The sequence below is a fragment of the Paraburkholderia caffeinilytica genome, assembly GCF_003368325.1.
In the GTDB taxonomy this organism is placed as follows: Bacteria; Pseudomonadota; Gammaproteobacteria; order Burkholderiales; family Burkholderiaceae; genus Paraburkholderia; species Paraburkholderia caffeinilytica.
On record NZ_CP031467.1, the window covers coordinates 503,622 to 521,360 of the forward strand.

At 64.4% G+C, this 17,739-nt stretch carries 15 protein-coding genes; 7 read left to right on the plus strand and 8 right to left on the minus strand.

What is annotated here, in order from left to right; translation table 11 throughout:
* Positions 1–217 precede the first annotated feature (217 nt).
* Entirely contained in the window at positions 218–1,657 is a 1,440-nt protein-coding gene (gene cls, locus DSC91_RS18180; RefSeq protein ID WP_115780248.1) for a cardiolipin synthase, read from the plus strand.
* A gap of 162 nt (positions 1,658–1,819) precedes the next feature.
* Here cls and DSC91_RS18185 read toward each other — a convergent pair whose 3' ends face one another.
* Positions 1,820–2,299, minus strand: coding sequence for a glutathione peroxidase (locus DSC91_RS18185; protein WP_115780249.1), 480 nt, complete (start codon positions 2,297–2,299; stop codon positions 1,820–1,822).
* Between the two features lie 135 nt (positions 2,300–2,434).
* On the opposite strand from DSC91_RS18185, the gene DSC91_RS18190 reads away from it, so the two are divergent.
* Complete coding sequence (locus DSC91_RS18190) at positions 2,435–4,378, plus strand: ATP-binding cassette domain-containing protein (RefSeq protein WP_115780250.1); 1,944 nt, start codon at positions 2,435–2,437, stop codon at positions 4,376–4,378.
* A 145-nt stretch (positions 4,379–4,523) separates the two neighbouring features.
* Positions 4,524–5,615: a CaiB/BaiF CoA transferase family protein gene (locus DSC91_RS18195; protein ID WP_229758073.1), complete on the plus strand. Its 1,092-nt coding sequence runs from the start codon at positions 4,524–4,526 to the stop codon at positions 5,613–5,615.
* A 171-nt stretch (positions 5,616–5,786) separates the two neighbouring features.
* On the opposite strand, the gene DSC91_RS18200 is transcribed toward DSC91_RS18195, so the two are convergent.
* The 3 genes from DSC91_RS18200 to alr form a co-directional block, all read right to left on the minus strand.
* Positions 5,787–6,065 carry a DUF2866 domain-containing protein gene (locus DSC91_RS18200; RefSeq protein ID WP_115780251.1) on the minus strand — a complete coding sequence of 93 codons (279 nt, stop codon included), beginning with the start codon at positions 6,063–6,065 and terminating at the stop codon, positions 5,787–5,789.
* Between the two features lie 143 nt (positions 6,066–6,208).
* Entirely contained in the window at positions 6,209–7,585 is a 1,377-nt protein-coding gene (gene radA, locus DSC91_RS18205; protein ID WP_115780252.1) for a DNA repair protein RadA, read from the minus strand.
* Positions 7,586–7,815: 230 nt separating this feature from the next.
* A complete protein-coding gene (gene alr / locus DSC91_RS18210) occupies positions 7,816–8,886 on the minus strand; it encodes an alanine racemase (RefSeq protein ID WP_115780253.1) in 1,071 nt (356 codons plus the stop codon).
* Between the two features lie 218 nt (positions 8,887–9,104).
* Between alr and lplT the strand changes: the two genes are divergently transcribed.
* Positions 9,105–10,412, plus strand: coding sequence for a lysophospholipid transporter LplT (gene lplT / locus DSC91_RS18215; protein WP_115780254.1), 1,308 nt, complete (start codon positions 9,105–9,107; stop codon positions 10,410–10,412).
* 55 nt (positions 10,413–10,467) lie between these two features.
* Positions 10,468–11,274, plus strand: coding sequence for a bifunctional hydroxymethylpyrimidine kinase/phosphomethylpyrimidine kinase (gene thiD, locus DSC91_RS18220; RefSeq protein WP_115780255.1), 807 nt, complete (start codon positions 10,468–10,470; stop codon positions 11,272–11,274).
* 213 nt (positions 11,275–11,487) lie between these two features.
* Here the strand turns inward: thiD and DSC91_RS18225 are convergent, their stop codons facing one another.
* From DSC91_RS18225 to tsaB, 4 genes are read right to left on the minus strand one after another with little or no spacing between them, the layout of a single operon-like run.
* Positions 11,488–12,510 (minus strand): DUF1853 family protein, encoded by a 1,023-nt coding sequence (locus tag DSC91_RS18225; RefSeq protein ID WP_175171774.1) that lies wholly within the window; start codon positions 12,508–12,510, stop codon positions 11,488–11,490.
* Entirely contained in the window at positions 12,510–13,550 is a 1,041-nt protein-coding gene (locus DSC91_RS18230) for a uracil-DNA glycosylase (protein WP_115780256.1), read from the minus strand. The genes DSC91_RS18225 and DSC91_RS18230 overlap by 1 nt, the downstream gene beginning before the upstream one ends.
* Complete coding sequence (gene rimI, locus DSC91_RS18235) at positions 13,537–14,031, minus strand: ribosomal protein S18-alanine N-acetyltransferase (protein WP_115780257.1); 495 nt, start codon at positions 14,029–14,031, stop codon at positions 13,537–13,539. Before rimI ends, DSC91_RS18230 begins: the two co-directional genes overlap by 14 nt.
* A complete protein-coding gene (gene tsaB, locus DSC91_RS18240; RefSeq protein ID WP_115780258.1) occupies positions 14,028–14,840 on the minus strand; it encodes a tRNA (adenosine(37)-N6)-threonylcarbamoyltransferase complex dimerization subunit type 1 TsaB in 813 nt (270 codons plus the stop codon). Before tsaB ends, rimI begins: the two co-directional genes overlap by 4 nt.
* Before the next feature lie 163 nt (positions 14,841–15,003).
* On the opposite strand from tsaB, the gene DSC91_RS18245 reads away from it, so the two are divergent.
* Together DSC91_RS18245 and DSC91_RS18250 are read left to right on the plus strand one after the other, a co-directional pair.
* Positions 15,004–15,273 (plus strand): acyl-CoA-binding protein, encoded by a 270-nt coding sequence (locus tag DSC91_RS18245; protein ID WP_115780259.1) that lies wholly within the window; start codon positions 15,004–15,006, stop codon positions 15,271–15,273.
* A gap of 428 nt (positions 15,274–15,701) precedes the next feature.
* Positions 15,702–17,342, plus strand: coding sequence for a DEAD/DEAH box helicase (locus DSC91_RS18250; protein ID WP_115780260.1), 1,641 nt, complete (start codon positions 15,702–15,704; stop codon positions 17,340–17,342).
* The last annotated feature ends 397 nt before the right edge of the window (positions 17,343–17,739 follow it).

Genomic DNA, 17,739 nt, shown 5'->3' on the forward strand with positions numbered 1-17,739 from the left:
CATTGTCTGCCGTGCGTGTCGCAGCGCATAGCCGCACACACAGGCACCGACCGACCGTCCCTCCCCCGCCTGCACACCCCGCATCCGCGGAATCCCCTAAGAAGCTGGACCATCACGCGCCCCCCAACGCACTCACGTTCGGTAAGATGGGCGCGGTCAGCTGCACGCTGCGCCGTCAGGCAGCAGCGGCGGTGCCTTGCCAACCCTTTACCCGCCTATGGAATTCGACCTGCTTCACGTCGGCCCGCTGGTCGCCCTCGCCCATATTCTCGGCGTGGCGGCGGCGTGTCACGCGATTCTGTACACCCGCACGTCGCAAGGCGCGATCGCGTGGGCCGTGTCGCTGGTCGCCATGCCGTATCTGACACTGGTGCCGTACCTGTTCCTCGGCCGCAGCAAATTTCAGGGCTACGCAGACGCGCGCCGCATCGAAAACGAGTTACTGCGCACGCGCGCGCATCCTCAGGAATGGGACACGCGGGCCTCCTCGGCGGGGCTGCCTACCCAGGAGCTCGGCGCGAGGCTCGTGCATTCGCTCACGCGCCTGGGAGGCATGCCGTTCCTGCCGGGCAATTCCGTGCGCACGCTGGTGAACGGGGCCGCCACTTTCGAGGCGATCTTCGAAGCGATCGAAAGCGCGCGCAATTACGTGATCGTGCAGTTCTTCATTGTGCGCGACGACGCGCTCGGCGAGATGCTCAAAGACGCGCTGATCGCGAAAGCGCAGCAAGGCGTGCGCGTCTATTTCCTGTACGACAGCATCGGCAGCTTCGATCTGCCGCACCGCTACGTGGCAACGCTGCGCGCGGCCGGCGTGGAGACGCATCCGTTCGCCACCAATCGCCGCTTCGTGAACCGCCTGCAGCTGAACTTCCGCAATCATCGCAAGATCGTTTCGGTGGACGGTGAGCGCGCCTTTATCGGCGGACACAACGTCGGTGTGGAATATCTCGGCGGCAAGCCGCCACTGTCGCCATGGCGCGATACGCATATCGAAGTGCGCGGCCCGGCTGTCGCCAGCATCCAGTTCGTGTTCACCGAAGACTGGCACTGGGCGACCCAGCAGTTGCCCGACTTCCCCATGCCGGCTTTCCAGCCTGCCGACGAGGGCATGCACTGCCTAGTCGTGCCGAGCGGTCCGGCCGACAAGCAGGAGACCTGCTCGCTTTTCTTCGTCGAGGCGATCAATGCGGCACGCGAGCGGATCTGGATCACCACGCCCTATCTCATACCCGACGAAGCCGTATTCGCCGCGCTGCGACTGGCGGTGCTACGCGGCGTGGATGTGCGCATTCTGATTCCGAGCCGGCGCGATCACCGCGTGGTGTTCACCGCCTCGAAGCTGTATGCGTACGACTCGCTGCGCGCGGGCATCCGCATCTTCCGCTACCAGCCGGGCTTCCTGCATCAGAAGGTCGTGTTGATCGACAACGCGGCGGCGGCCATTGGCAGCGCCAATCTCGACAACCGCTCGTTCCGCTTGAACTTCGAGATCATGGTGCTGACCGTGGACCGGGGCTTCGCAAGGGATGTCGAAGCAATGCTGCTCAAGGACTTCGCGGAGTCGCTCGAAATCGACCGCAACGAGTACCGCAAGGCGGGCGCGCTGCGGCGCGTGCTGATGCACGTGGCGCGGTTGTTCTCGCCGATCCTGTAGCGGTCCTGCTGCCGCGCCACCGGAACCGGAACCGGGACCGGGACCGGAACCAACATCGACATCGACATCACCATCAACTCGGGTTCGAGCACCGGCTCATGCCCGCAAGCCGGCTCCAGCCGCCACCTCAAACCGTTGCCGAACTTCCGGCTCGACCGCGCGTTACAACAGCTTTTCGATGTCTTCGACAATCGCCTCGGGCTTGGTCAGCGGCGCATAGCGCTTCACCACATTACCGTCGCGGCCGATCAGGAACTTGGTGAAATTCCATTTGATCGCCTCGAGCCCCAGCAAGCCCGGCGCCTCGCCCGTCAGATAGCGGAACAGCGGATGCGCATTGGCGCCGTTCACATCGATCTTGTCGAACATTGGAAAGGTCACGCCGTAATTCTTTTCGCAGAAACTGCCGATTTGCGTGGCGTCGCCCGGTTCCTGCTTGCCGAACTGGTTGCACGGAAAACCGAGCACCGCGAGGCCGCGCGCGGCGTAGGCGTCATAAACCTTCTGCAGACCCGCGTACTGCGGCGTGAACCCGCACTCACTGGCCGTATTGACGATCAGCAAGACCTTGCCTTGATAGCGCTCGAGGCTCACTTCCTCGCCGCCAAGCGTACGTGCGGAAAACGAATAAATCGATGTCATGTGCTCTCCCCGTGAAAGCCGTCAGTCTATGCCAAAAGCCGTCCCGCTACAGTCGGCCGAATGGCCGATCCTGGCTGGGCGCCCGGTGTCAGCCCCGGCAGTCTAAAATAGCGTTTTTCTTCAGCCGGCCTCTTCGTGATCCGCTTTAACCAGTTCAGCCTCGCGCGCGGCACCAAGCCGCTCTTCGAAAACACTACGTTCACCCTCAATCCCGGCGAGAAAGCGGGCCTGGTGGGGGCGAACGGCGCGGGCAAATCGACGCTGTTTGCCGTGCTGCTCGGCGAACTGCATGCGGACGGCGGCGATTTTTCGATCCCGCCGACCTGGCAGATCGCCCACGTCGCGCAGGAAACGCCCGCCGCGGACAAGACCGCGCTCGCCTACACGCTCGACGGCGACGCCGCCTTGCGCAGCATCGAAGCACGCATCGCCGAAGCCTCGGCCGCGCATGACGGCGCCGCCGAAGGCGAAGCGCACGCCGCGTTCGCCGACGCCGACGGCTACACCGCGCCCGCCCGCGCCGAGGCGCTGCTGCTCGGCCTCGGCTTCACGCTCGATCAGACGCGCGAGCCGGTCAGCAGCTTCTCGGGCGGCTGGCGCATGCGGCTGAATCTGGCGCAGGCGCTGATGTGCCGCTCCGATCTGCTGCTGCTCGACGAACCGACCAACCACCTGGATCTCGACGCGATCGTCTGGCTGGAAGACTGGCTGCACCGGTATCCGGGCACGCTGATCGTGATCTCGCACGACCGCGAATTTCTCGATTCGGTCTGCAACGTCACGCTGCATCTGGAGTATCAGCAGATCAAGCGTTACGGCGGCAACTACTCGCAGTTCGAAATCCTGCGCGCGCAACAGATCGCCTTGCAGCAAAGCGCGTACGAGAAGCAACGGCGCACGGTCGAGCATCTGCAGAGCTACATCAACCGTTTCAAGGCGCAGGCCACCAAGGCGCGTCAGGCGCAAAGCCGTGTGAAGGCGCTCGAAAAGATGGAGTTGATCGCACCGGCGCATGCGTCTTCGCCGTTCACGTTCGAATTCCGTACGCCCGATTCCGCACCGAATCCGATGATGGTGATGGAAGACGTGCGCTGCGGCTATCGCGGTGAGGACGGCGAAATTCCGATCGTCGACCACGTGATGCTGTCGATCCAGAACGGTCAGCGCATCGGCCTGCTCGGCGCGAACGGCCAGGGCAAATCGACGCTGATCAAGACGCTCGCCGGCACGCTCGAAGCCCTCGGCGGCCATGTGCGCGAAGGCAAGGGTCTGCGCATCGGCTACTTCGCGCAGCATCAGCTCGAAACATTGCGTGCGGACGACACGCCGCTGCAGCATCTGGCGCGTCTCGCACCGGATACGCGCGAACAGGAATTGCGCGACTTCCTCGGCAGCTTCAACTTTTCCGGCGAAATGGCGACCGCGAAAATCGCGCCCTTCTCGGGCGGCGAAAAAGCCCGTTTGGCGCTCGCGCTGATCATCTGGCAAAAGCCGAACCTGCTGCTGCTCGACGAACCGACCAACCACCTGGATCTCGAAACACGTCACGCGCTGACCATGGCGCTCGCGCAATTCGAGGGCACACTGATTCTGGTGTCGCACGACCGGCATCTGCTGCGCGCCACGACCGACGTGTTCATGCTGGTCGCGAAGCATCGTCTACAGGAGTTCGACGGCGATCTCGACGACTACCGCGACTGGCTGCTCCAACATGCCGCGGAACAACGCGCGGCGCTGAAAGCGGGCGCGGCGTCGAACGGCGCGGATAGCGCGAATGGCGCAGACAACGGCGTCAATCGCAAGGAACAACGCCGTCTCGAAGCGGAAACGCGTCAGAAGCTCGCACACCTGAAAAAGCCGCTGCAAGGCCGCATCACCAAGATCGAAAAGGAGATGGACGCGCTCAACGCTGAAAAGGCGACGCTCGATGCATTCGTCGTCGATCCGGCCAGTTACGAGCCCGAGCAGAAGAGCAAACTGACGGAGGCAATCCGCCGTCAGGCAGATGTGAACGCGCGCCTCGAAACACTCGAAGCCGAATGGCTCGAGACTCACGAGGAACTCGAACAAATTGGCTAGCGGCAGGCTGTGCCTGCACCGCGCCGGCATCGATCGGAGGTAGCCCTTGTCACCCGTGAGCTCGTCTGCGTCTTCGTCTGAGTCTGCATCTGCTGCTTCAGCCACGTCATCGGTTGCGTCACCGCCCACGGCAGCCCCCGCCCCACTGAAAGGCCTGCGCGTGCTGGACCTGACGCGCCTGCTGCCGGGTCCGGTGGCCGCCTTGCGGCTTGCAGAACTCGGCGCCGAGGTGCTGAAGATCGAGGCGCCCGGTGCGGGCGACCCCACCCGCACGATGATGCAGTCGTCCGGCGACCGCGTGGCAGGCCGAGCCGGCGCGTTTTACCGGCTCGTGAATCGCGGCAAGCGCGAGACGCGCCTCGACCTCAAATCGGCAGCGGGACGCAACGTATTGCGCGCACTGGCTGCCGAAGCGGATGTGCTGATCGAAAGTTTCCGCCCCGGCGTGATGGAGCGCCTCGGCATCGGCTACGAAACCTTGCGCGCGCTCAATCCACGGCTGGTCTACTGCGCGATCAGCGGTTACGGCGCGAGCGGTCCATTTGTCGACCATGCCGGTCACGATCTGAACTACATCGGCTACGCGGGTGTGCTCGATCAGCTGGCGGACCGTGACGGCACGCCGATTCTGCCGAATTTCCAGATTGCCGACCTGCTCGGCGGCGCATTGAGTGCGGTGACGCAGATTCTCGCCGCGCTATGGCATGTGTCGCGCGGCGGCGAAGGCCGCTTCGTCGACGTATCGATGACGCACGTCACGCATGCGCACAACATCGTCGCGCAAGTGGCGCTCGCCAACGAGGGCGCCGCGCCGGCGGCAGGCGCCGGTCTGCTGAACGGCGGCGTGCCCTGCTACAACCTGTACCGGACCCTCGACAACCGCTGGCTTGCGGTCGGCGCGCTCGAGCTGAAGTTCTGGGAAACGCTGTGCATGGCGCTGGACCGGCCCGAATGGGCGACGCGCCACTGGAGTCTCGGCCAGGCGATCGGCGGCCCCGACGCCACCGCCTTGATTCAGGAATTGGCCGACCTGATCGGCAAGCGCCCGCTGGAGGAATGGGTACTGCTGCTGGAATCGCTGGACTGCTGCGTCTCGCCGGTGCTGACCCCGGCGGAAGCCGCGCAGCACCCGCTGTTCAACCGCGAGGCGTACGCGGCGATGTATGAAGAGCAGAACGGAAACAGTGGCGGGGACGAGGCCGCCATATCGTCCAGGTCGCCGACGAAGCACGACTAAGGTTTGGCAAAGGGCCGAGCCGAGGCGCGACGAATTGATCGCGCGCTCCGGTGCTTAAAAGGTCGCGCAGTCCGGCGGTCGAACGCTTGAGCCGACTGGCAGCCGGGCAGTCAAGCACCGTCTCCGTGCAGGCATTCAGCAGACGCCCCGGCCACCCGGATCCTCAGCGCCTCAGCGCCGCGCCGCTGTCTGCCGCGGCAAAACCTGCCGCGGCGTTTTTTCGTCGTCGTACAGGACATGCTTGCGGCCTTCCACGTGACGGTTGATCGTCGCGCGCACTTCGGCGGCAGTGACATCTTCAGCCACTACCCGGCGCGAAATCTGCCCAGTCGTGTCGATCCACTCGACAATCCGGCAAGCGCCGCCCCAAGGCTGGCGAATAGGCTCGGAGACGCGGCAGCCGCGCACCTGCATTGGCCGCTCGGCCGCGGTTTCGTATGACTGTTTCAAGGCGCGATCCTTTTTCGGGCATCAGAAGGGATGCAATACCCTGCCAGCTTAAGAAAAAGGAATGTCGGGTAGGTTACAGCCAATATGGAGATATTTACTGGCCATTACGAACCGACAGGCGCCCACGGGCGCCGGAACCCCATCTATTCAAGCGTGCGGACCCGATCGATAGCCTGTTCGATCCGTTCCACCGCAACAACTTGTAAGCCTTCAATCGGTTGTTTCGGGGCATTGGCCTTCGGAATGACCGCGACCGAAAAGCCCAGCTTGGCCGCTTCCTTGAGACGATCCTGACCGCGCGGCGACGGCCGGATTTCGCCGGCAAGGCCCACTTCGCCGAATACGACGAGCCCCTTGGGCAGCGGCTTGTTGCGCATCGAAGAATGGATCGCGAGCAGCACGGAGAGATCGGCAGCGGGCTCAGTGATCTTCACGCCGCCCACCGCGTTCAGGAACACGTCCTGGTCGAAACAGGCAATGCCGGCGTGCCGGTGCAGCACCGCCAGCAGCATCGCCAGCCGGTTCTGCTCCAGCCCCACCGCAAGGCGCCGCGGATTGGGCGCGTTGGCTGCATCCACCAACGCCTGCACTTCGACCAGCAGCGGCCGCGTGCCTTCCTGCGTCACCAGCACGCACGACCCCGGCACGGATTGCTCGTGCTGCGACAGAAACAGCGCCGACGGATTGGCGACGCCGCGCAAACCACGTTCGGTCATCGCGAACACGCCGAGTTCGTTGACCGCGCCGAAGCGGTTCTTGATCGCGCGCACCAGGCGGTACGACGAATGCGTGTCGCCCTCGAAGTACAGCACGGTGTCGACGATGTGCTCGAGCACGCGCGGTCCGGCGAGCGCGCCTTCCTTGGTCACGTGGCCGACCATGATGATCGTGGTGCCCGACTGTTTGGCGATGCGCGTCAATTGCGCCGCGCACTCGCGGACCTGCGCGACCGAACCCGGCGCCGAGGTCAGCGCGTCGGAATAAACGGTTTGAATCGAGTCGATCACCGCGACGTCCGGCCGCTGATCGGCAATGGTCGCCTGAATTTTCTCGAGCTGGATTTCCGCCAGCAGTTGCAGCTCGCTGGCCTTCGAGCCGGGTTCCAGCAACGAAAGTCGTTGTGCGCGCAACGCAATCTGCGCGGCCGATTCTTCGCCGCTGATATAAAGCGCGCGTTTGTCCGCGGCAATTTCCGCGAGCGACTGCAGCAGCAGCGTCGATTTGCCGATGCCCGGATCGCCGCCGATCAGCACCACGCCGCCCGGCACGAGACCGCCGCCGAGCACGCGGTCGAATTCGCTGACGCCGGTCGAAAAACGCGGCACGTCGGACGCTTCGATGTCGGCGAGACGCCGCACCGGCGCACTTTTCGCGAGCGACTGGAAGCGATGCGTGGAGGGTGTCTCCGCGACGGACTCCACCAGCGTGTTCCACGCATTGCATGACGGGCACTGTCCGGCCCACTTCGGCGATTGGCCGCCACATTCATTGCAGATGTACAACGTCTTCTGTTTAGCCACGCGCGCTTGCCTGTATTGCTGTTCTTTGGATTGATGCGCCGATCGAGGCGCTCGATACTACTCTCGGCGCGGCACTTGCCGGGTCGGCCGCCCAGGTCGCCATGAAGGCCCCATGAAGGCGACTATCTGGCCGCCAAGCGCGAAGCCGATACGGGCCGCCAGTGCCGAAGCGCGAACTCAGATCGCCGCTACGCCCCCGCAGCCCGCACCCGGTCTGCCACCGCCGCGCCTTACTCCGCGCGCACCGGCACCCGCGGCGCCACCGCGCACATCAGCTCGTAGCCGATCGTGCCGCACGCCTGCGCAACGTCGTCGATCGGCAGGGCCGCGCCCCACAGCTCGACGCGCGAGCCGACATTGGCGGTCGGGATCGGCGTCAGGTCGACCGTCAGCATGTCCATCGACACCCGTCCGACGATCCGCGTACGCACGCCGTCGACGATCACCGGCGTGCCTTCCGGCGCGACTCGCGGATAACCGTCAGCGTAACCGCAGGCCACCACGCCGATGCGCATCGCCCCGCGCGCCTTGAACGCCGAGCCATAGCCGACCGTATTGCCTTCGGCGAGCGTCTGCACGGCGATCAGTTCGGAGGCGAGCGTCATGGCCGGTTGCAGGCCGGTGCCCGCGATCGCGGCCGTCACGCCCGAGGGTGACGCGCCGTACATGATGATGCCCGGACGGATCCAGTCGAAGTGGGCTTCCGGATGCCACAACGTGGCCGCCGAATTCGAGAGGCTGCGCGCGCCGGCAATGCCTTGCGCGCCGCGCTCAAACGCTTCCATCTGATGCGCGACGCCGCGTTCGCCGTCGGCATCGGAGAAATGCGTCATCAACGTGATCTGGCCGACGCCCTGGCAGGCCCGCGCGCGCTCCCACGCCGAGCGGAATTTTTCCACCGTGTAACCGAGGCGGTTCATGCCGGTGTTCATCTTCAACTGGATATTGACGGGCTTGGACAGGCGCGCCATCTCGAGCATGCGCAACTGTTCGTCCGAGTGCAGCGCCGTGGTCAGGCTGTAGCGGTCGATCACGTCGATATCGGTCGGTCGGAAGAAGCCCTCGAGCAACAGAATCGGGCCGGCCCAGCCCAATTCACGCAACTTCACTGCCTCTTCGAGGTCCAGAAGACCAAAGCCGTCGGTTGCGCGCAAGCCCGGAAAAGCACGCGCGAGGCCGTGCCCATAGGCATTGGCCTTGACGACGGCCCAGACCTTGGATTTCGGCGCATAACGCCGGGCGACGGCGAGATTATTGGCGAGTGCGGCGGTATGAATCGTGGCTGAGAGGGGGCGCGGCATGGGTAATTTTCGTAAAGACGCTTGCGAATCAGCAGCTTACAGGGCGTTTTCAGTGCTCGGCAGCCCGCTGGGCGGTGCGATCAAGGATTTTGCTAGTCCGAATTCAGCTATTTTCGTGATATAAAGCCGTGCGCACAACCCATTTCGAACGGCATAAGCCCGGACGCTTTGCACACGGCCGGGGCGGACAGACCGCAGCGAGGACAGCATCGCATCAGATGAAAAAAGGTTTTTACACCATCATGGCCGCGCAGTTTTTTTCGTCGCTGGCCGACAATGCGCTTCTGATCGCTGCTATCGCACTGCTGAAAGATCTCCACGCCCCCAACTGGATGACGCCGCTGCTCAAGCTGTTCTTTGTGCTGTCGTACGTCGTTCTGGCCGCCTTCGTGGGTGCCTTCGCCGACTCCCGGCCGAAGGGACACGTGATGTTCGTCACCAATACCATCAAGGTAGTCGGCTGCATCACGATGCTGGTCGGCGCGCACCCCCTGTTCGCCTATGGCATCGTGGGTTTCGGCGCGGCGGCCTACTCGCCCGCCAAATACGGCATTCTCACCGAACTGCTGCCGCCTGACCGGCTGGTCGCGGCAAACGGCTGGATCGAAGGCACCACGGTCGGCTCGATCATTCTCGGCACCGTGCTCGGCGGCGCGCTCATCAGCCCGCACATTGCCGCACCGATCCTCAGGCAGCACATCCCCGCCGTCAACACGCCCGCTGAAGCAGCGATGCTGGTGATCATGGCCATCTACGTGATCGCGGCGCTCTTCAATCTGCGCATTCCCGACACCGGCGCGCGCTATCCGAAACAGGAGCGCGGCCCGATCAGGCTGGTCACCGATTTCGCCGACTGCTTTCTCGCGCTGTGGCGTGACAAGCTCGGTCAGATCTCGCTCGCCGTCACCACGCTGTTCTGGGGCGCCGGCGCGACGCTGCAATTCATCGTGCTGAAGTGGGCCGAGGTGTCGCTGAACATGTCGCTTTCGGAAGCCGCCATTCTGCAAGCGGTGGTCGCAGTCGGCGTGGCGGTCGGCGCGATCTACGCAGCCTCGCGCGTGCCGTTGAAGAAGTCGCTGACGGTACTGCCGGTCGGCATCATGATGGGCATCGCCGTGATGCTGATGGCCTTCTACACGCGCGACCTGTTCCCCACGCATTGGGGCCTCTACTTCGGCCGTGTGCATGTGCCGGGCTACCTGATCGTCGCGTATATCTTCCTGATGGTCGTCGGCGGCCTGTCGGGCTTTTTCGTCGTGCCGATGAATGCGCTGCTCCAGCATCGCGGCCACGTGTTGCTGTCGGCGGGTCACTCGATTGCCGTGCAGAACTTCAACGAAAATCTCTCGGTGCTCGTGATGCTGTGCCTGTACGCCGTGCTGGTGTGGCTCGACGTGCCTGTCACGGCGGTGATCGTGCTATTCGGCACCTTCGTCTGCCTGATGATGTGGCTCGTGATGCGGCGCCACCAGGCGAATCAGCGCGCGTTCGACTCGGTCGCGCTGATCGGCGAAGTCAAGCACTGACCCGCGGCGGGCACCGAGCTGACTGCCCGCGCCTTTCCCCTTTCCCCGCTTTGCCATGACTCAACCCATTCCCAATGTGCTGACGATCGCCGGTTCCGATTCCGGCGGCGGCGCCGGCATTCAAGCCGATCTGAAGGCTTTCTCGGCGCTCGGTGCGTATGGCGCGAGCGTGATCACCGCGCTCACCGCGCAGAACACACGCGGCGTCACGGCGATTCATGCGCCGGAACCCGCCTTCGTTACCGCGCAACTCGATGCGGTGTTCGACGACATCCGTATCGATGCCGTGAAGATCGGCATGCTGGCGAATGCGGGAATCGCGCGTGCGGTCGCCGACGCGCTGCGGCGGCACAAGCCGAAGCACATCGTGCTCGATACCGTGATGATTTCGAAGAGCAATCACGCACTGCTGCTGCCGGATGCGGTTGCAGCCGTGCGTGACGAATTGCTCCCGCTGGCCGATCTGCTGACGCCGAATCTGCCGGAAGCCGCGGCCTTGCTAGGCGTTCAAGCCGCCACGGATGAAGCCGGCATGGTCGAACAAGGTGAAGCACTGCGTGCGCTTGGCGCGCGGGCGGTGCTGATGAAGGGCGGCCACCTGAGCGCGGCGGACAGTCCCGACTGGCTCGTGCAGGACAGCGGCACGCTGCGCTTGGGCGGCCCGCGCGTGCCGGTGAAGAATACGCATGGGACGGGCTGCACGCTGTCGTCGGCGATTACGGCACTGATTCCGCAGCGCGCCGATCTGGCGAGCGCCGTCGCCGATGCCAAGCTGTACCTGACCGGCGCGCTGCAGGCGAGCGACCGGCTGGACGTCGGCAGCGGTGTGGGGCCAGTGCATCATTTTTACCGGTGGTGGTGACCGGGGAGCACAGCGTTGTGCCTGCGGACTGCAGGCAGCGTAGTTGGCCATTCCGATTCACGCACTACTTTCTTGCAACGGCGCAACAGCGGATACACCCGGTAATAATCAGTCAGATGTTGGGCGACTTGCCGTGCGTGTTTCACGTCGCCCGCGGGCCAGCCGCGTTCCCACGACACAGCCCCGGCCGATGCTGCAGGTCTGCTGCCTGCGCTATTGCCGAGCGTAAGCCTGTGCGTGCTCCGGCCAATCGTCGCGGACGATGAAGCCGCGCGAGCGCTCTATCAAGTTACCCATGCCGTCGTCGGCAAACGCTGCGACCATCGTTGGTCCATGCTGAGGCGAAGTTTGCTCAGCGAGCGCATGTGCATCGACAAAAGCGATCCCCGCGGCCTCTGCCTCACCCTGTTCGTGGCGCCTCGGCGCGAGCCATTCCAGGCGAGGCAGTATGCGCCACTTTTGCGCATGCGCCGCGGCGAAGTCCAGCCACTCGCTGCGGGTCACCCACCAGCCTCGCCCATGCGACGGATCGAGCTCGACCGGATCAACCGGCGTCTCGCCGGCGCGATAGAACAACCAGCCTTTGATGAACATCTGCGGCGTCCACGGCCCTGCATGGCCAACCGCTGCGAACTCGTCGCGCGCGCTCAACGGCAATTGATGATTCAGCACATGCGCGAGCTTCAGATCGAAGCGGTCTTTCAGATTCGGCCCGACGTAGTCGGCCAAACTCGCCGCCGACTGTGCGGCCGACTGCGCGCGGCTTTCGCCCGCGTGCAGATAACACTTCACCGCCAGTTCCCAATGCAGGTGCGCGCCCTGCCGCGTCTGCACGAGAAAATCACATTCACCGAGCGTGACGCCGGCGTGCCGCAACGGAACGCCGGCCGCGACCAGCCGCGCCGCTGGTCCATGTTGCAGAAACCATCCGAGGAGCCGTTCGGCGTAACGGCCAAGACGCGTGATGCGGATCGCGGCGAGATCGCGCCGCAGGTCGGCTGGATCGGCATCCAACGCGCGTAACCAGTCGACAGTCGCATCAAGTTCCTGCTGCGTGCCGAAAGGACTGGCGAGCGCGCCCACGGGTGGTTGCGCGCGCAACAAATCGGCGCTCAGCAGCAGCCACGCGAGATCGCGCACGACCGGTTCGCGCAATGTATCGAGCAGGTTCCCGAGAGCCGCCGCGTGTGCGCCGGGTGCGCCGGCGAAGCGCGCCGCCGGCCCGCTCGCGTCCATCACTTTGCCGCGTTGGACGGCGCGCCGCCCGCCGCGAGCCACGTGTCGCGCGCGAGACACAGGTCCGCCCAGGCCTTCGCCTTGTCGGGCAGGCTGCGCAGCAGATACGCCGGGTGATAGGTGACGATGACCGGCACCCCTTCATATTCGTGCACGCGGCCGCGCAGCGATGAAATGCTCGCATCGGTTTTCAGCAGACTTTGCGCGGCGAAGCGGCCCAGCGCGACGATCAGCTTCGGCTTCACCAGCGCGACCTGGCGTTGCAGATAAGGCTCGCAACGCGCGACTTCGTCCGGCTCGGGATTGCGGTTGCCCGGCGGACGGCACTTGATTACGTTGGCGATATAGACATTGCTGTCACGCGCGAGCGTGAGCGCGCGCAGCATATTGTCGAGCAGCTTGCCGGCCTGGCCGACGAACGGCTCACCCAGGCGGTCTTCGTTCTCACCCGGCGCTTCGCCGATCAGCATCCAGTCGGCATTGCGATCGCCGACGCCGAATACCGTGTTCGTGCGTTTCTCGCACAGACGGCAGCGTTCACAGGCGGCGACCCGCTCGCTCAACGCGTCCCAGTCGAGCGTCTGGATCGAGGCGGGCTCAGGCGCCTCACGGCGCGCTTCAACGGGGGCCTGGACCGGCTGATCGTCGAACCATGCGAAATCGTCGTCGGGTGGCGCATCGCTTGCGCGTGCCGGAGTCTGGCGATCCAATCGATCGTGCGTTTCGGCAGGCGGCGACGCTTGATCCGTATGAACCGGCGCGCCGCGCTCGCCCTGCACGCGTGCGGAATCGGCTTGTCGAGCGTCGACGGTTCGCGGCGCCGCGCGCACGCCGTCACGCCCGTCCTCGGCAAGCACGGACGACGATGCCTCACGCGCCGCCATCCGCGGATCGTCGCGACGCGCTACCTGATCCGTCGACCCGGCAACGCCCAGCTCGACAGCCACCTCGGCCGTGCTCTCCTGCGCCGCCGACATCCCGCGACGCACCCACAGCGGCGCCAGTCCGAACTCTTCCAGTACCGATTCATGCAGCGCCATCTGCGCCCTCCGTGGCAAACGAGAAACGCATCACGATCGCATCCTCCCGGCTGCGATGCCGTGCCGGATAATAGTTTTTGCGCCGGCCGATCGACGCAAAGCCAAAGCGCTCGTAAAGCCGGATAGCCCGGTGATTCGAGGGCCGCACTTCGAGTAGCAGGCCGTCGAGTTTTTCGGCGCGCGTAATGCGCACCGCCTCACGCAGCAGCGCGAGCCCGGCACCGGCACCTTGTGCGGCGGGCGCCACGCACAAATTGAGCAGATGCATTTCATCGACGACCGGCATCAGCACGCAATACCCGATCAGCGTGCCGGTCACGTGACGCAAGCAGATGCCGAAATAGCCGTTGCGCAGCGAGTCGCCGAAATTGCCACGGCTCCAGGGGAATTCGTAGGCGATCTTTTCGATGGCCGCGACCTCGTCCAGATCGGCTTCGGTCATCGGCGACATATAACGGTCCGCCAGCAGCACCCCGCTCATTGCCGGCCCTCACCTTGATCCGCTTCGTGTGCCACTCTGGCGGCTTGTTCCGCCTTGGCGGCTTTCTCGGCGACGCGCTCCGCCGTGGTCTGGGCGACCTTGTCGCGAATGTATTCCGGCGCGGCCTGATCCGCGGGCACAGTGCGGCCGGCGCGAAACGCCCGCAACGCCGCGTGCGCGAGCGGAACAGCATGCGGCAGCGCTTCGCTGTCGACGCTTCGCGCAGCCGCGACGGCGGGCAGCCGTGCGCCGAAGGCCGCCGCAGCATTGCCGGCCAGCGTGAAGGGCACGTCCGGCAACACGAGACGCTCCGGCGCGTCGAGCGAAGCCGGCTGAAGCGTGCGCCATTCGCCGAAGGCCGCGTCCCATGCGTAATCGGCCCAATAGATCTCGTCCATTCGAGCGTCGAGCGCGGCGAGCACGCGGGTCGCCGACGGATCGCGCAGCCGTGCGCTTTCCGCGCAGGTCAGCAGCGTGCTGACTGGCACCACAGGCAGGTTCAAACCGAACGCGAGGCCCTGAGCGACGCCGGTGGCGGTGCGAAGACCGGTGAACGAGCCGGGACCGGAGCCGAAGGCGATGGCATTGCAATTCGCCAGTTTCAGACCGGCTTCGTCGAAAAGTTCGCGAATGGCGGGCAACAGGCGCGTGCTGGAGACGGCGCCGGTTTGCTCGTGGCGCATCCAGATTCGCGGTTCGGCGTTGCCTTGGTCCGCTGCCTGGGCCGCCGGGCCGCCGACGGCGGACAGCAGCGCTACCGAGCAGAATTCGGTCGAGGTATCGAGAGCAAGAAGCACAGTTTGAGTCATGGACCGTATTGTAATCGGCACGGCGCTTGCGGATGCGGTTTTGGGTACGCCCGCCGGACCGGGAAGGATGTTTGGAATAACCCCTCGGCCCCGCCGCCGCATGCAGTTGTTATGATCATCGGCCCAGCCAGAACCAACCCCGCCAGCCGGGCAAAAAACCACCATGACAGACATCAACGCGCAATTCATCCAGGCTCAGGAAGATGCCAGGCAACTGCCCGAGCGTCCGGGCAACCTCACCCTTCTGCGTCTTTACGCCCTCTACAAGCAGGCCATCGATGGCGATGTTCACGGCGACAAACCGGGCTTCACCGACATCGTCGGCAAATACAAGTACGATGCCTGGGCCGCGCTCAAGGGCACCGCGCCGGACGCGGCAAAGCAGCAATACGTTGAACTGATCGAAGCGCTCAAGAGCGGCACCGCCGCCTGAATCCGACACCGTGGCGGAATGCTCCGTCGGAATGGCAGACGAAAGTTTTCCGCCAGGAAACTTCTTAATGGTGGCGCAGTGCAACAAAACCCTATACAATGCCGCCTGCGCTTCACTGCTTTGCCCGGCTTTTCTCTAGCGGCCTTTGCGGCGCAGCGCCTCGTAGCGTTTAGCTCCAATCCAGTTTAGAACCTGTCCCCTCCTGCCTAGCCCCCTACGGGCGATCATGTCCCAGGCTGGCGGCACGCCGTGTTGGCATGTCGCATCCGATACAGCTTCTAACGAAAAGCTCGCCTTCATTGCCGCGAGCTGCCCCCGTTTTTCGATTTGCTCGCTGCTTCTTTGCTCGCTGAATCCGACGACTTGGGTATGCCGATTGGCGCCGACGTTTTAATTCCGTGTGTACCAAGGATTTACCAAGGATTCTCATGACTTCGAGCAATACCCCCAGCAGCCCGTTGAACGCCATCGCCGATCAAGCCCTCGGTCTCGTTGACAGCAACATTGCACCCGCACAAGCCGCAGCAGTCGCTGCCGCACCGGAAGCTGTCGCCGCAGAAGCCGCCGCACCGGCCGGCCCGTCGTTCGCGTCGCTCGGTCTGTCCGCGGATGTCGTTTCCGCGCTGACCGCCGCTGGCTATCAAACGCCGACTCCGGTTCAGCAACGCGCGATCCCCGCCGGTATCGCCGGCCGCGATCTGCTGGTGTCGAGCCCGACCGGTTCGGGCAAGACCGCCGCGTTCATGCTGCCCGCTATCGAGCGCTTCTCGCAACTGCAAAAGGCGCAAGCCAGCCAACCGCGTGAACCGCGCCCGGCTGACGGCGCCCGCACGCGCCGTCCGCAACCGGTTGCCCGTCCGACCATGCTGGTTCTGACGCCGACCCGCGAACTCGCCATGCAGGTCACCACTGCCGCCGCCACGTACGGCAAGCACCTCAAGCGTCTGCGCACCGTCAGCATTCTGGGCGGCGTCGCTTATGGTCAACAGCTGATGCTGCTGGCAAAGAACCCGGAAATTCTGGTTGCCACGCCGGGCCGTTTGATCGACCACCTGGAACGCGGCCGTATCGATCTGTCGCAACTGCAGATCCTCGTGCTCGACGAAGCCGACCGCATGCTCGACATGGGCTTCATCGAAGACATCGAAACGATCGTCGCCGCCACGCCGGCTACGCGCCAAACCATGCTGTTCTCGGCCACGCTCGACGGCAAGATCGGTTCGCTGACCGGCCGTCTGCTGAAGGATCCGGAACGTATCGAGATCGTTCAACGCCTCGAGCAACGCACCAACATCGCGCAAACCGTCCACTACGTTGACGACCGCGATCACAAGGATCGTCTGCTCGACCATCTGCTGCGCGACTCCGGCCTCGATCAGGCTATCGTCTTCACGGCAACCAAGATGGACGCGGACCAACTGGCCGGCCGTCTGGCCGACGCCGGTTTCGAATCGGCAGCGCTCCACGGCGATCTGCCGCAAGGCGCGCGCAACCGCACGATCCGCGCTCTGCGCGAGCGCCGTGTGCGCGTGCTGGTGGCAACGGACGTCGCCGCTCGCGGCATCGATATCCCGGGCATCACGCACGTGTTCAACTACGACCTGCCGAAGTTCGCTGAAGACTACGTGCACCGTATCGGCCGTACCGGCCGTGCTGGCCGCTCGGGTATCGCCGTGAGCCTCGTGCACCACGCCGAACAAGGCGCGCTCAAGCGCATCGAGCGCTTCGTGCGCACCCCGCTGCCGGTCAACGTCGTCGAAGGCTTCGAGCCGCGCAAGTCGGCTCCGTCGGGCAATGGCCGTCCTGGCTTTGGCGGCCGTGGCCGTCCGGGCGGTGGCAATGGCGGTGGCCGTCGCTTCGGCAGCGGCGCAGGCAAGCCGGCCGGCAACGGCGGCGGTTCGCGCAGCGGTAGCGGCAATGGCGGCGGCTGGGCCGGCAAGTCGGCTGGCGGCGGTTCGCGTGAAGGCGGCTACGGCGGTGGCTCGCGCGAAGGCTACGGCGGTTCGCGTGACGGCGGCTACGGCGCACGCCGCAGCGACGGCCCGCGTACGGCGCGTCGCGGCAGCTAAGCGGCAACTCAGCAGTCGTCAGGCAAGCGTTATTGACGTGGCTCGTTCAGCACGTCAGGCAGCCTGACAAGACCCGAACGGCCCTGCGCCGTTCGTCAGTCGAAAGAAACCGGTGCTCACGCGCCGGTTTTTTTTCGTCCAGACTTTGGGGATCGGCAATATTTCACGATGTGGAAAATTTTTTTGCGTCGTAAAAAATCGTGTTGCAAGGCACAACGCAGCCTATTGCAAGATGGAAAAAGACGTTTCTCAATGCGGAACGCATGATATAAATAATTGATTTTTAACGAAAATAAATATTCGAAAAACGCTCATGGGCGGCTATTGCGCGACGGTCGATTTGCCTAGACTCTTATATAAGACTTCACGAAACGAAACGCCTTAACGGGCCAAGCGC

What these genes read in the sequence shown, in the direction of transcription:
- cls (WP_115780248.1), top strand. Translation starts at nt 218, where the DNA reads ATGGAATTCGACCTGCTTCACGTCGGCCCGCTGGTCGCCCTCGCCCAT.
- DSC91_RS18185 (WP_115780249.1), bottom strand. Translation starts at nt 2,299, where the DNA reads ATGACATCGATTTATTCGTTTTCCGCACGTACGCTTGGCGGCGAGGAA.
- alr (WP_115780253.1), bottom strand. Translation starts at nt 8,886, where the DNA reads ATGCCGCGCCCCCTCTCAGCCACGATTCATACCGCCGCACTCGCCAAT.
- lplT (WP_115780254.1), top strand. Translation starts at nt 9,105, where the DNA reads ATGAAAAAAGGTTTTTACACCATCATGGCCGCGCAGTTTTTTTCGTCG.
- thiD (WP_115780255.1), top strand. Translation starts at nt 10,468, where the DNA reads ATGACTCAACCCATTCCCAATGTGCTGACGATCGCCGGTTCCGATTCC.
- DSC91_RS18225 (WP_175171774.1), bottom strand. Translation starts at nt 12,510, where the DNA reads ATGGACGCGAGCGGGCCGGCGGCGCGCTTCGCCGGCGCACCCGGCGCA.
- DSC91_RS18230 (WP_115780256.1), bottom strand. Translation starts at nt 13,550, where the DNA reads ATGGCGCTGCATGAATCGGTACTGGAAGAGTTCGGACTGGCGCCGCTG.
- rimI (WP_115780257.1), bottom strand. Translation starts at nt 14,031, where the DNA reads ATGAGCGGGGTGCTGCTGGCGGACCGTTATATGTCGCCGATGACCGAA.
- tsaB (WP_115780258.1), bottom strand. Translation starts at nt 14,840, where the DNA reads ATGACTCAAACTGTGCTTCTTGCTCTCGATACCTCGACCGAATTCTGC.
- DSC91_RS18245 (WP_115780259.1), top strand. Translation starts at nt 15,004, where the DNA reads ATGACAGACATCAACGCGCAATTCATCCAGGCTCAGGAAGATGCCAGG.
- DSC91_RS18250 (WP_115780260.1), top strand. Translation starts at nt 15,702, where the DNA reads ATGACTTCGAGCAATACCCCCAGCAGCCCGTTGAACGCCATCGCCGAT.